Annotated in this window: 9 protein-coding genes, 4 tRNA genes and 3 rRNA genes; 13 read left to right on the forward strand and 3 right to left on the reverse strand. The window is 46.0% G+C overall.

The window, feature by feature from the left end; translation table 11 throughout:
* Window positions 1-79: 79 nt before the first annotated feature.
* Entirely contained in the window at window positions 80-742 is a 663-nt protein-coding gene (locus NST09_RS02965) for an O-methyltransferase (protein WP_079919076.1), read from the forward strand.
* A gap of 35 nt (window positions 743-777) precedes the next feature.
* On the opposite strand, the gene NST09_RS02970 is transcribed toward NST09_RS02965, so the two are convergent.
* Together NST09_RS02970 and NST09_RS02975 are read right to left on the reverse strand one after the other, a co-directional pair.
* Complete coding sequence (locus NST09_RS02970) at window positions 778-1,098, reverse strand: AzlD domain-containing protein (protein ID WP_008346681.1); 321 nt, start codon at window positions 1,096-1,098, stop codon at window positions 778-780.
* The gene (locus NST09_RS02975) at window positions 1,095-1,820 is read right to left on the reverse strand and encodes an AzlC family ABC transporter permease (RefSeq protein WP_007496390.1); all 726 of its coding nucleotides are present in this window, start codon (window positions 1,818-1,820) and stop codon (window positions 1,095-1,097) included. Before NST09_RS02975 ends, NST09_RS02970 begins: the two co-directional genes overlap by 4 nt.
* Before the next feature lie 294 nt (window positions 1,821-2,114).
* Between NST09_RS02975 and NST09_RS02980 the strand changes: the two genes are divergently transcribed.
* Window positions 2,115-2,990 (forward strand): DMT family transporter, encoded by an 876-nt coding sequence (locus NST09_RS02980; RefSeq protein ID WP_342493333.1) that lies wholly within the window; start codon window positions 2,115-2,117, stop codon window positions 2,988-2,990.
* 79 nt (window positions 2,991-3,069) lie between these two features.
* Window positions 3,070-4,089 (forward strand): S66 peptidase family protein, encoded by a 1,020-nt coding sequence (locus NST09_RS02985; protein WP_160758207.1) that lies wholly within the window; start codon window positions 3,070-3,072, stop codon window positions 4,087-4,089.
* A 38-nt stretch (window positions 4,090-4,127) separates the two neighbouring features.
* Here the strand turns inward: NST09_RS02985 and gltP are convergent, their stop codons facing one another.
* Window positions 4,128-5,378, reverse strand: coding sequence for a glutamate-aspartate/proton symporter GltP (gene gltP, locus NST09_RS02990; protein ID WP_024719154.1), 1,251 nt, complete (start codon window positions 5,376-5,378; stop codon window positions 4,128-4,130).
* Window positions 5,379-5,747: 369 nt separating this feature from the next.
* Here gltP and NST09_RS02995 point away from each other — a divergent pair.
* The 10 genes from NST09_RS02995 (at window position 5,748) to tsaB (ending at window position 13,519) form a co-directional block, all read left to right on the forward strand.
* Window positions 5,748-5,824 (forward strand) — tRNA-Arg (locus NST09_RS02995).
* 15 nt (window positions 5,825-5,839) lie between these two features.
* Window positions 5,840-5,913: transfer RNA gene (locus NST09_RS03000), tRNA-Gly, on the forward strand.
* 132 nt (window positions 5,914-6,045) lie between these two features.
* Window positions 6,046-7,594, forward strand: a 16S ribosomal RNA gene (locus NST09_RS03005).
* Between the two features lie 181 nt (window positions 7,595-7,775).
* A 23S ribosomal RNA gene (locus NST09_RS03010) occupies window positions 7,776-10,706 on the forward strand.
* Window positions 10,707-10,767: 61 nt separating this feature from the next.
* Window positions 10,768-10,883, forward strand: a 5S ribosomal RNA gene (gene rrf, locus NST09_RS03015).
* The 16S, 23S and 5S rRNA genes sit together here with 4 tRNA genes alongside, the layout of an rRNA operon.
* Before the next feature lie 17 nt (window positions 10,884-10,900).
* Window positions 10,901-10,977 (forward strand) — tRNA-Met (locus tag NST09_RS03020).
* A gap of 49 nt (window positions 10,978-11,026) precedes the next feature.
* Window positions 11,027-11,103, forward strand: a tRNA-Asp gene (locus NST09_RS03025).
* 279 nt (window positions 11,104-11,382) lie between these two features.
* Entirely contained in the window at window positions 11,383-12,360 is a 978-nt protein-coding gene (gene thiL / locus NST09_RS03030) for a thiamine-phosphate kinase (protein ID WP_148780503.1), read from the forward strand.
* Window positions 12,361-12,372: 12 nt separating this feature from the next.
* Window positions 12,373-12,849: a tRNA (adenosine(37)-N6)-threonylcarbamoyltransferase complex ATPase subunit type 1 TsaE gene (tsaE, locus tag NST09_RS03035; RefSeq protein ID WP_007496038.1), complete on the forward strand. Its 477-nt coding sequence runs from the start codon at window positions 12,373-12,375 to the stop codon at window positions 12,847-12,849.
* Window positions 12,830-13,519, forward strand: a complete 690-nt coding sequence (gene tsaB / locus NST09_RS03040; protein WP_007496036.1) for a tRNA (adenosine(37)-N6)-threonylcarbamoyltransferase complex dimerization subunit type 1 TsaB — start codon at window positions 12,830-12,832, stop codon at window positions 13,517-13,519. The genes tsaE and tsaB overlap by 20 nt, the downstream gene beginning before the upstream one ends.
* Window positions 13,520-13,536 lie beyond the last annotated feature (17 nt).

The following is a 13,536-nucleotide window of genomic DNA, read 5'->3' on the forward strand; positions in this document are numbered from 1 at the left end:
GTGAAAAGAATTGATTATAAATTCTCGCTTCCGTCATGTAGAATTTAAATAGAAGACATGAACAAGGGAGATGGATGACTTGGAGCAAGTATGGGGGAAAGTTGACGAGTATATCAAAGACAAATTGATGGCTAAAGATGACGTATTGGAGCAAACTCTTATCAAGAATAAGCAAGCCGGGTTACCAGAAATAGATGTGTCGCCGGCCCAAGGGAAACTGCTTTATTTGTTAGCAAAAACCAAGGGTGCAAAGCGCATTTTAGAAATCGGTACACTTGGCGGTTATAGTACCATTTGGCTTGCCCGTGCACTTGAATCGGATGGAGAACTCATGACATTAGAGGCTGTCAGTCATCATGCAGAAACAGCACAGCAGAACATAGACAGAGCAGGCCTAGCAGAACGTGTCACCATTTTACAAGGAAAAGCGTTAGATACTTTATCTCAGTTAAAAGAGCAGGATACGCTCCCGTTCGATTTGATTTTCATTGATGCAGACAAACCAAACAACCCGCAATATTTGAAGTGGGCGTTATATTTCTCAAAAAAGGGAACAGTCATTATTGCAGACAATGTGGTCAGAAATGGGGCAGTTCTCCATGCCTCTGATCAAGATGAGCGAGTGAAGGGAACGCGTGAATTTTTCGATTTACTCAAACAAGAGTCGAGAATTGAAGCAACCGCTATTCAAACTGTTGGCGAAAAAGGCTATGACGGCTTTATATACGGTATCGTAAAATGAAAAAAGCTTAACCGCATCCGGTTAAGCTTTTTCTATTAGAAAAACCATCTAGCTGTGCCCATCAGCATGACGCCTACTAGAACGGTGAGGGACAAGCTTTTTGTCCAAACAGCGATTAACACAGTTGGAACCAAGACAGCAAGGTACATCCAGTGAATGGTGACGCCTGCTGTAGTATGTATGAATAGATGCTCTGCAATCAAAGCAGTAAATATACAAATGGGGATAAATGATAACCATTTGAGCACCACTTCTGGCATCTGGATACTCCTTACAAATAAAAATGGAACGACTCTTGGGATGATGGTCACAATCATACAGCCAAGAATGAGCCATAACATAAAACTGCTAATCATTTATCTGTCACCACCCCAATAGTGGCAACAAGCACAGTTGCCAACAAAACAGCCACGTGTGAAGGAACAAAATGAAGCAGCACAAACATCGCAACAAACATATATAAAACAAGTGACAAGCGATGGGTTAGCTTATTTTTTGGCACCGTCTGTAAAGAAAGAATGAGCAGCGCAGCAAACATCGCGGATAGGGCAAAATCAAGACCAAGCGCCTCTGGATTTGAAATCCAGTGTCCGAATATTCCGCCAAGTGTACACGCAGCAATCCAGCATAAATAAGCTGTAATATTCAGTCCATGCATCCATCTGTTATTCAATTTTCCTTGCTGTGCTAATTTATTCATCGCTACGCCAAAGGATTCATCAGTAAGCAGAAGGCCAAACCCGATGTTCTGCTTTACAGAGTAGCGTGTAAAATGAGGGGCAAGCGTAAGACTGAGTAACAAATGCCGTAAATTGACAATGAACGTGGTGAAAATAATAGCGGAAAGGGGGCTTCCTGTCACAAGTAATGCACAGATGATAAACTGTGAAGCGCCAGCATATATAAAGATAGATAACAGCGCGATTTCCCATATACTTAACTGCGAACTAATGCCAACAATTCCAAAGGCAAACCCAATGCTCATATAACCAAGCAAGGTTGGCACACAATCTTTTATTCCCTCAAGAAACGGTTCGTTTCCGGCAGTGGGAATGTGTTTCCTAGCTTCAACATCCAAAGACCTCTACTCCTTTTCTGTGTACATCAATTGTTTTACTTACTATAAGAAAACGAATTCATCATGTCAATCCTATCGAACTTCTATTATATGAAGAAACATGGCGATAAAAAAGGATTGAAGTGAACCAGATTTTGTTATAAAGTAATCAGAAAATAAAAACAATTGGGGTGACTGATATGCAATGGAAGCCTTTATTTGAACATGATGTACCAAATCACCTCCGTCCATAACGGAGAGTGATCTCCGTTTGTGGATATCGCAGTGAATATATCCAGTAACGGAGGGGAAAAAATGAATGAAAAATATATAGGAGCCCTTTACTTAGCGTTAGCTGCTAGTATTTGGGGCGGTATGTATGTAGTGGTCAAAGTCACAGTTGCGGTGGTCCCGCCACTTGAGCTCGTCTGGATGAGATATGCAGTAGCTGGAGTCGTTCTTGTGTTCACGATTTGGCGTTTGGGCTACTCTTTTCGGTTAGACAAAAAGGATATCCCGCTGATTGTGTCGATTGGATTGATTGGCAACTTTCTATCGATCGTGACCCAAGAAATTGGCACAATGTATACGTCTGCACAAATGGGTGCCGTCATTACATCGGCCACACCTGCTTTTATGGTGCTTTTCGCTTTCTTTCTATTAAAAGAATCTTTCACAATGAGAAAGTGTGTCTCCATTCTGCTTGCTACAGTAGGTGTGCTGACGATGATTGGGCCTGTCGCTGTTCAAACGGATGAGTTTGTTGGCGGTCTTTCACTGGTTATTGCTGCATTAACATGGGCGCTCATGTCTGTTCTTTTGAAACGAGTTCCAGGAAAGTATCCTCAAGTAGTGACGACAACATATGCGATCATTGTGGCTTTTATCGTATTAACACCACCTGTCTTGTTTCGTTTGCCTCATCTTGATGTGCATCAAATGGCAAGACCGGAAATATGGGGTGGCATTCTGTATCTAGGTATCATCTCAACGGCCCTTGCTTTCTTTTTGTGGAATAGAGGGCTTCAACTGATGGACGCTTCAAGCGGTGGTCTGTTTTTCTTCTTTCAACCAATCGTTGGTACGGTCCTTGGATGGCTGCTTCTAGGTGAAGAGATGGGCTTACGTTCCTTTGTTGGGATTTTGTGTATTTTCGCAGGTGTATATACTGTCCTGCGTCAGAGAGAGTAAGACGAGATTCCCCTTGGAGAAGGGGAATTTTCTTTACAATGAATAGATGAGAGATTCATAGAAGGTGGAGGTGAGCAGGATGATCCAGTATCCATTTTTGCAAAAAGGACAAACGATTGGGGTGACAGCACCGTCCTCAGGTGTGCAACCCTCTTTGCATGAGATGTTTCAACTGTCTTGCGATCGGATGAAAAAAAGAGGCTATGAAGTCATATGTGGAGAGACAGTATGGCAGCAGGAAAAAGCGAAATCAGCCCCTGCAATCAAGCGAGCAAATGAGTTACAGCGGATGATGACTTGTCATGAGATTGACCACATCATCCCGCCATGGGGCGGACAGCTGCTTATTGAAGTGTTAGAGCATCTTGATTTCTCAGTGATGCAAAAAAAGTGGATTCTTGGTTACTCAGATACAAGTCTCCTTCTATTAGCTTTGACATTAAACACAGGCATTGCGACAGCGCATGGACCGAACCTTGTGGATCTTCAGGGGGAAGAGCTTGATCAGGTGACGGCTATGTGGGAACAAATACTTTCCACTCCAGAGAAAAAGGATGTTACTCAATTTTCTTCTGATATGTATCAAAAGGAATGGCAGTATGACCATCCAAGCATACATGTCTTTCATTTAACCGAGCCAACCGCATGGCGTACTGTTGATCACTTAGAGACGACGATGAAGGGAAGACTGATGGGTGGCTGTATTGATGTGATCCGGCACTTAGCTGGCACGCCTTTTGGAGATGTCAAAGCTTTTCAAGAAACATACCTGAAAGGTGAACCCATTCTATGGTATTTTGAAAACTGTGAATTAAATGCTGCGAGCATGAAGAGGTCTCTTGTTCAATTAAAACTAGCAGGCTGGTTTGATCATTGCTCTGGCATCATGTTTGGCAGGAGTGCAGTGGACACTCCTGTGGAAGGATATGAATATACGGATCTATATGAAGAATTGCATAAGGAATTACACATACCGATTGTTTACGATATTGATTGTGGACACGTACCACCGCAAATGACCCTCATTAACGGAGCATACGCGGAGGTGCAGTTGCAACAAGAAGGTAAAGCCGTGCTGAAGCAGACATTTTTGCCATAAAAAAAGGAAAGGGCGACCCCTTTCCTTCATAAAAAACATTACATTCCTTTTGTTTCTTCACCTGCTTTTGGAACTTCCCATGCAGACTCTCGGAATACTTTTTCCCATTTAGAAACGACAATACAGGCAACCGCATGTCCAGGAACATTCACGCCTGTTCGAGCCATATCCATAATCCGATCAACACCGGCGATAATAGCGACACCTTCTGCTGGCAGACCTACTGCATGAGCTGTTGCCAAAAGAACGACAAGTGACCCAGACGGGACAGCTGCAATGCCTTTACTTGTTAAAACAAGGACAAGCATCATGAGGAGCTGCTGTGATAAACTCATATCGACACCAAACGCTTGTGCAAGAAACACACAGGAAACCGATAAATATAAACTTGAACCATCACAATTAAGAGAAAGACCTGACGGGATGACGAAGGAAACGATTCTTTTTGGGCAGCCGTATTTCTCCATCCGTGACATGAGCTGGGGAAGAACAGTTTCTGTACTTGTAGTAGAAAAGGCCACTAAAAACAAATCCCAAATCATTTTCAACACTTCGAAGTAGTTAAAACGGAAGATCAGTGCGACAAGAGGGAACAAAACAAATAGAATAATAAACAATCCTAAGAAAACAGTGCCAACAAGTTTCATCATAGGAATGAGTAAAACAATGCCGTATTGTCCGACAGAAGCTGCCATTAATGCTAAAACTCCAATAGGAGCTGTCACCATGACCATTTGTGTGAGCTTAAACATAATTTGTGCTACTGATTCAAAGAAGGTAAGGACAGGAGCGGAAGCTTTCCCAATGCCGCTTGCGGCTACACCGAATAAAATAGCGAAGAAAATCACTGCTAGTAAATCATTTTGAGCCATGACATCGATGATATTGGTTGGAATGATGTCTAAAACCATCTGTTTAAAATCGACGACCTTTTGAGTATAACCATCGAGTTCCCCAATATCTTTCTTAGCTAATTGAGAGAAATCGAGTCCAACGCCTGGCTTTAACACGTTGGCCAATAAAAGTCCGATTCCAAGAACGATGGTCGTAATGACCTCAAACCAAATGATTGTCTTTAATCCGAGACTGCCCATTTTCTTCATTCCACCGCTGCCAGCTGCGCCGATGACAATCGTAGAGAAAACAATAGGGACTACAATCATTTTAATCAATCGGATAAAGCCATCCCCAATGGGCCGCAGTGCCATTCCGAAATCAGGGAAGAAGTGGCCGATAAGAGCTCCTATCACCAAAGCGATCATGATTTGAAAAGCGACAAACTTTTTCATCATCTCCTACCTCCTTTAAATGCATGGAAAAAATTAAGAATTTTCCAATAAATAAAAATTCTAGGTGACCATGTTTTGTCCTCCTTTGGATTTAGAAAGATTTTATTTAAGAATCATTAGAATTATGAAGAAAGAAATGAAATTAGGGCGATTGAAACTCTATTTATCTAACAAAAGAGCACTTCTTAAAAAACATGAAACTTTTTTAGAAAAATGTATTGACCCTTTTGTATGATCCATGGTATATTTTTATTCGTCGCTGATGACGCATCTGAAACGCTGATGCTCAGACAGATACGACAAACAAACTTCAAAAAGATGTTGACTTAATAAAAACGATATGTTAAGATAATTAAGTCGCCTGATTAAGCGCCCGTAGCTCAATTGGATAGAGCGTTTGACTACGGATCAAAAGGTTAGGGGTTCGACTCCTCTCGGGCGCGCCAATAACATTTAACCACGCGGGTGTAGTTTAGTGGTAAAACCTCAGCCTTCCAAGCTGATGTCGTGAGTTCGATTCTCATCACCCGCTCCATTTTTAAAAATGATCTTTGAAAACTAAACAAGACAAAACGTACCTGTTAATTCGAGTTTTTATAAAAAAATCCTATGATACATCATAGGTAGTCAGTCAAACTGGCGAAAAACAAAACTTCGGTTTTGAACTTTTTCGGAGAGTTTGATCCTGGCTCAGGACGAACGCTGGCGGCGTGCCTAATACATGCAAGTCGAGCGGACAGAAGGGAGCTTGCTCCCGGATGTTAGCGGCGGACGGGTGAGTAACACGTGGGTAACCTGCCTGTAAGACTGGGATAACTCCGGGAAACCGGAGCTAATACCGGATAGTTCCTTGAACCGCATGGTTCAAGGATGAAAGACGGTTTCGGCTGTCACTTACAGATGGACCCGCGGCGCATTAGCTAGTTGGTGAGGTAACGGCTCACCAAGGCGACGATGCGTAGCCGACCTGAGAGGGTGATCGGCCACACTGGGACTGAGACACGGCCCAGACTCCTACGGGAGGCAGCAGTAGGGAATCTTCCGCAATGGACGAAAGTCTGACGGAGCAACGCCGCGTGAGTGATGAAGGTTTTCGGATCGTAAAGCTCTGTTGTTAGGGAAGAACAAGTGCAAGAGTAACTGCTTGCACCTTGACGGTACCTAACCAGAAAGCCACGGCTAACTACGTGCCAGCAGCCGCGGTAATACGTAGGTGGCAAGCGTTGTCCGGAATTATTGGGCGTAAAGGGCTCGCAGGCGGTTTCTTAAGTCTGATGTGAAAGCCCCCGGCTCAACCGGGGAGGGTCATTGGAAACTGGGAAACTTGAGTGCAGAAGAGGAGAGTGGAATTCCACGTGTAGCGGTGAAATGCGTAGAGATGTGGAGGAACACCAGTGGCGAAGGCGACTCTCTGGTCTGTAACTGACGCTGAGGAGCGAAAGCGTGGGGAGCGAACAGGATTAGATACCCTGGTAGTCCACGCCGTAAACGATGAGTGCTAAGTGTTAGGGGGTTTCCGCCCCTTAGTGCTGCAGCTAACGCATTAAGCACTCCGCCTGGGGAGTACGGTCGCAAGACTGAAACTCAAAGGAATTGACGGGGGCCCGCACAAGCGGTGGAGCATGTGGTTTAATTCGAAGCAACGCGAAGAACCTTACCAGGTCTTGACATCCTCTGACAACCCTAGAGATAGGGCTTTCCCTTCGGGGACAGAGTGACAGGTGGTGCATGGTTGTCGTCAGCTCGTGTCGTGAGATGTTGGGTTAAGTCCCGCAACGAGCGCAACCCTTGATCTTAGTTGCCAGCATTCAGTTGGGCACTCTAAGGTGACTGCCGGTGACAAACCGGAGGAAGGTGGGGATGACGTCAAATCATCATGCCCCTTATGACCTGGGCTACACACGTGCTACAATGGACAGAACAAAGGGCTGCGAGACCGCAAGGTTTAGCCAATCCCACAAATCTGTTCTCAGTTCGGATCGCAGTCTGCAACTCGACTGCGTGAAGCTGGAATCGCTAGTAATCGCGGATCAGCATGCCGCGGTGAATACGTTCCCGGGCCTTGTACACACCGCCCGTCACACCACGAGAGTTTGCAACACCCGAAGTCGGTGAGGTAACCTTTATGGAGCCAGCCGCCGAAGGTGGGGCAGATGATTGGGGTGAAGTCGTAACAAGGTAGCCGTATCGGAAGGTGCGGCTGGATCACCTCCTTTCTAAGGATATATGGAGCAGCGTGCGTTTTCGTCTTGTTTAGTTTTGAAGGATCATTCCTTCAAACATGTCTCTAGCGAGACAGGATTGTTCTTTGAAAACTAGATAACAATAAGTAATACATTCACATTGAATGCAATGCAAAGTTCATCACACATAGTGATTCTTTCTAAAGTAAGAAATGGTTAAGTTAGAAAGGGCGCACGGTGGATGCCTTGGCACTAGGAGCCGATGAAGGACGGGACGAACACCGATATGCTTCGGGGAGCTGTAAGCAAGCTTTGATCCGGAGATTTCCGAATGGGGAAACCCACTGCTCGTAATGGAGTAGTATCCATACTTGAATACATAGAGTATGAGAAGGCATACCCGGGGAACTGAAACATCTAAGTACCCGGAGGAAGAGAAAGCAAATGCGATTCCCTGAGTAGCGGCGAGCGAAACGGGAACAGCCCAAACCAAGAGGCTTGCCTCTTGGGGTTGTAGGACACTCTATACGGAGTTACAAAGGAACGATATAAGCGAAGAGGTCTGGAAAGGCCCGCCAAAGAAGGTAACAGCCCTGTAACTGAAATGTTGTTCTCTCCAGAGTGGATCCTGAGTACGGCGGAACACGTGAAATTCCGTCGGAATCCGGGAGGACCATCTCCCAAGGCTAAATACTCCCTAGTGACCGATAGTGAACCAGTACCGTGAGGGAAAGGTGAAAAGCACCCCGGAAGGGGAGTGAAATAGATCCTGAAACCGTGTGCCTACAAGTAGTCAGAGCCCGTTAACGGGTGATGGCGTGCCTTTTGTAGAATGAACCGGCGAGTTACGATCCCGTGCAAGGTTAAGCAGAAGATGCGGAGCCGCAGCGAAAGCGAGTCTGAATAGGGCGCATGAGTACGTGGTCGTAGACCCGAAACCAGGTGATCTACCCATGTCCAGGGTGAAGTTCAGGTAACACTGAATGGAGGCCCGAACCCACGCACGTTGAAAAGTGCGGGGATGAGGTGTGGGTAGGGGTGAAATGCCAATCGAACCTGGAGATAGCTGGTTCTCTCCGAAATAGCTTTAGGGCTAGCCTCAAGGTAAGAGTCTCGGAGGTAGAGCACTGATTGGACTAGGGGCCCCTACCGGGTTACCGAATTCAGTCAAACTCCGAATGCCGATGACTTATCCTTGGGAGTCAGACTGCGAGTGATAAGATCCGTAGTCGAAAGGGAAACAGCCCAGACCGCCAGCTAAGGTCCCAAAGTATACGTTAAGTGGAAAAGGATGTGGAGTTGCTTAGACAACCAGGATGTTGGCTTAGAAGCAGCCACCATTTAAAGAGTGCGTAATAGCTCACTGGTCGAGTGACTCTGCGCCGAAAATGTACCGGGGCTAAACGTATCACCGAAGCTGCGGACTGTTCTTACGAACAGTGGTAGGAGAGCGTTCTAAGTGCAGTGAAGTCAGACCGGAAGGACTGGTGGAGCGCTTAGAAGTGAGAATGCCGGTATGAGTAGCGAAAGACGGGTGAGAATCCCGTCCACCGAATGCCTAAGGTTTCCTGAGGAAGGCTCGTCCGCTCAGGGTTAGTCGGGACCTAAGCCGAGGCCGAAAGGCGTAGGCGATGGACAACAGGTTGATATTCCTGTACCACCTCCTCACCATTTGAGCAATGGGGGGACGCAGGAGGATAGGGTAAGCGCGGTATTGGATATCCGCGTCCAAGCAGTTAGGCTGGGAAATAGGCAAATCCGTTTCCCGTGAAGGCTGAGCTGTGATGGCGAGCGAAATTTAGTAGCGAAGTTCCTGATTCCACACTGCCAAGAAAAGCCTCTAGCGAGGTGAGAGGTGCCCGTACCGCAAACCGACACAGGTAGGCGAGGAGAGAATCCTAAGGTGATCGAGAGAACTCTCGTTAAGGAACTCGGCAAAATGACCCCGTAACTTCGGGAGAAGGGGTGCTTCTTAGGGTGTTAAAGCCCCGAGAAGCCGCAGTGAATAGGCCCAGGCGACTGTTTAGCAAAAACACAGGTCTCTGCGAAGCCGTAAGGCGAAGTATAGGGGCTGACGCCTGCCCGGTGCTGGAAGGTTAAGAGGAGCGCTTAGCGTAAGCGAAGGTGCGAATTGAAGCCCCAGTAAACGGCGGCCGTAACTATAACGGTCCTAAGGTAGCGAAATTCCTTGTCGGGTAAGTTCCGACCCGCACGAAAGGCGCAACGATCTGGGCACTGTCTCAACGAGAGACTCGGTGAAATTATAGTACCTGTGAAGATGCAGGTTACCCGCGACAGGACGGAAAGACCCCGTGGAGCTTTACTGCAGCCTGATATTGAATGTTGGTACAGCTTGTACAGGATAGGTAGGAGCCTTGGAAACCGGAGCGCTAGCTTCGGTGGAGGCATCGGTGGGATACTACCCTGGCTGTATTGACCTTCTAACCCGCTGCCCTTATCGGGCAGGGAGACAGTGTCAGGTGGGCAGTTTGACTGGGGCGGTCGCCTCCTAAAATGTAACGGAGGCGCCCAAAGGTTCCCTCAGAATGGTTGGAAATCATTCGCAGAGTGTAAAGGCACAAGGGAGCTTGACTGCGAGACCTACAAGTCGAGCAGGGACGAAAGTCGGGCTTAGTGATCCGGTGGTTCCGCATGGAAGGGCCATCGCTCAACGGATAAAAGCTACCCCGGGGATAACAGGCTTATCTCCCCCAAGAGTCCACATCGACGGGGAGGTTTGGCACCTCGATGTCGGCTCATCGCATCCTGGGGCTGTAGTCGGTCCCAAGGGTTGGGCTGTTCGCCCATTAAAGCGGTACGCGAGCTGGGTTCAGAACGTCGTGAGACAGTTCGGTCCCTATCCGTCGCGGGCGCAGGAAATTTGAGAGGAGCTGTCCTTAGTACGAGAGGACCGGGATGGACGCACCGCTGGTGTACCAGTTGTTCTGCCAAGGGCATCGCTGGGTAGCTATGTGCGGACGGGATAAGTGCTGAAAGCATCTAAGCATGAAGCCCCCCTCAAGATGAGATTTCCCATTCCGCAAGGAAGTAAGATCCCTGAAAGATGATCAGGTTGATAGGTCTGAGGTGGAAGCGTGGTGACACGTGGAGCTGACAGATACTAATAGATCGAGGACTTAACCTATATTCTAATGTGAAAAATGAACATTGTTATCTAGTTTTGAGAGAACATTCTCTCCATCAGGTTTGGTGGCGATAGCGAAGAGGTCACACCCGTTCCCATACCGAACACGGAAGTTAAGCTCTTCAGCGCCGATGGTAGTTGGGGGTTTCCCCCTGTGAGAGTAGGACGCCGCCAAGCTTGTCATTTTATATCGTCGCGGGGTGGAGCAGTTCGGTAGCTCGTCGGGCTCATAACCCGAAGGTCGCAGGTTCAAATCCTGCCCCCGCAACCAAATTATTTTACCTATTAAGTAGCGAGTGCTCATTGAGTACAGCCAAAATGGTCCGGTAGTTCAGTTGGTTAGAATGCCTGCCTGTCACGCAGGAGGTCGCGGGTTCGAGTCCCGTCCGGACCGCCATTTTTATGACTTGTAAACGAAAACGTATAGTTTCGTTTTTTTTTTATGTCTTTTTCTTTCAATAAGTATCCTAGATGCAATGAAACTCCTTGTGTTTGGCTACACTAAATGTGATAAGAAAAGATCATGACTTCAATAAACAATGCCTGGTTTTTTTATACCAGGCTTTCTTTATATCGTTTTTAGTTGGAACCGAGGCTCATATTCGCTACACTAATACTAACTGTGTCTGACATCATGTTTGCTCAATCAGTTGATTGTATGAAGGGGCTGTCTTTTATGGATGAATTTGATCTTATTCGCCGAATTACACCAAAAGAAACGCATCAGCGTTCTTTGGTCATGGGCATCGGTGATGATGCTAGTGTTTATCAACCTCATTCACATTGTGAAGAGGTCGTTTGTGTTGATACAATGGTAGAGCATGTCCATTTTCGATTTGATTTTTCCACACCCTTTGAGGTTGGATTTAAAGCGCTGGCAGTGAATATCAGTGATATTGCAGCCATGGGAGGAACCCCTAAGTATTATCTTGTATCAATCGCGATCCCGCCTCATGGGGATGAAGCAATTGTTGCAGCTTTTTACGAGGGAATGAAAGCATTGGCTGACAGATATCATATGGATTTAATCGGTGGAGATACAGTAGCCACCCGCAGTGACTTTGTCATCACAGTAACGGTCATTGGTGAGATTCCAAAGGGATCAGCCTGTTACCGTCATAGTGCTCAGACAGGAGACGTTGTCTTTGTCACAGGTGAACTAGGTTCATCAGCTGCTGGGCTATCCCTTTTAATGAATGAAGTAAATGCTGCACATTCGATTGACACTGCTTTTTTTCTAGAGCGACACAAAATGCCGCAGCCGCATATTGCTGCTGGCCTTATTTGTTCAAGCTTCCCCCGGGTGACCTTGAATGATGTGAGTGACGGATTAGCGAGTGAGTTAAACGAAATAGCGGAAGCGAGTCGTGTGACGATTGAAATTGAAGCTGATCAGCTCCCAAAACATCCACATCTACCGTTGTTACATAAAGAGTGGCTTGAATGGGTCTTGTTCGGTGGAGAGGATTTTGTCTTAACTGGTACGATCCCTGAAACGGATTGGAAGCGATTTGAGATGAAATGTAAAAAAGAACACATTCAGATCACGCGTATTGGACAAGTCAAAGATGATCGAGCGTCCAGCGTTATTTTAAAAGACCATGATCAACAAACAATTTTAATGAAAAAAGGATATAATCATTTTAAGAAATGAGGTGACTCCACCATGAAGTTAACGTGGACAACAAAAGGTGCGGATGAGACGAAACGAATTGCTGCTGCCTTGGCTACACTTGTGATGCCCGGCGATGTCTTAACATTAGAAGGAGACTTAGGCGCAGGTAAAACGACTTTTTCAAAAGGTTTTGCAGAAGGCTTAGGTATTACCCGTATCGTCAACAGCCCTACTTTTACAATTATTAAAGAATATACGGATGGCAGACTGCCACTTTATCATATGGATGTGTATCGTATGGAAGATGCGGAAGAAGATATTGGACTGGGCGAATATTTTGAGGGGGAAGGTGTATGTTTGGTTGAATGGGCACATCTCATTGAACCTCAATTGCCTTCATCGTATTTAAAAATTGAAATGCTGAGAACAGAACGTGAAGAAGAACGTCATCTTACGTTTTATGCAAAAGGGGAGCGCTATGAGGCCCTTTGTAAGGAGATGAAAGACATTGACCATACTGGCAATTGATACGTCAAACCATACACTCGGAATAGCTCTTGTCCGTGATGACACTGTGGTTGGGGAAAGTATTACGTACTTAAAGAAGAATCATTCAGTACGTGCAATGCCGACAGTTGAAGCACTGATGAAAGAATGCGGCGTAGCACCGAACGAATTAAGCAAAATTGTTGTAGCCAAAGGACCCGGCTCTTACACTGGCGTTAGAATCGGTGTGACCATTGCAAAAACACTTGCTTGGACGCTGTCTATTCCGATAGCTGCTGTTTCAAGTTTAGAAACGCTGGCGGCAAATGCTCGATATTTTGATGGAATGATTTCTCCTATATTTGATGCAAGAAGAGGACAAGTTTATACAGGGTTATATACATTTGAAGGTGGAAAGATAAAAGAAGTGAAACCTGATCAAAATATCCTGCTCACTGATTGGCTTCAAGAGCTGAAAAAGGAAGGGAACCCTGTTTTATTTCTTGGACATGATGTGCATCTTCATCAAGAGAATGTTCTCTCCATACTTGGAGAAACTGCTGTGATCGCAGACGAGGCATTTCACAACCCAAGACCATCAGTGCTCGCATTTTTAGGGGCAGACCGCCCTGCTGAAGATGTCCATCAGCTTGTTCCTAATTATATTCGTTTGGCAGAAGCGGAAGTGAAATGGCTTGAAGGACAAAAATAATCTCAACACAGTAGAGA

Source organism: Bacillus sp. FSL W7-1346, assembly GCF_038593335.1.
GTDB lineage: Bacteria > Bacillota > Bacilli > Bacillales > Bacillaceae > Bacillus > Bacillus altitudinis.

Excerpts from the sequence above, each read along its gene's own strand:
- NST09_RS02980 (WP_342493333.1), top strand. The coding sequence starts at position 2,115 with ATGAATGAAAAATATATAGGAGCCCTTTACTTAGCGTTAGCTGCTAGT.
- tsaE (WP_007496038.1), top strand. The coding sequence starts at position 12,373 with ATGAAGTTAACGTGGACAACAAAAGGTGCGGATGAGACGAAACGAATT.
- NST09_RS02985 (WP_160758207.1), top strand. The coding sequence starts at position 3,070 with ATGATCCAGTATCCATTTTTGCAAAAAGGACAAACGATTGGGGTGACA.
- gltP (WP_024719154.1), bottom strand. The coding sequence starts at position 5,378 with ATGAAAAAGTTTGTCGCTTTTCAAATCATGATCGCTTTGGTGATAGGA.
- NST09_RS02970 (WP_008346681.1), bottom strand. The coding sequence starts at position 1,098 with ATGATTAGCAGTTTTATGTTATGGCTCATTCTTGGCTGTATGATTGTG.
- thiL (WP_148780503.1), top strand. The coding sequence starts at position 11,383 with ATGGATGAATTTGATCTTATTCGCCGAATTACACCAAAAGAAACGCAT.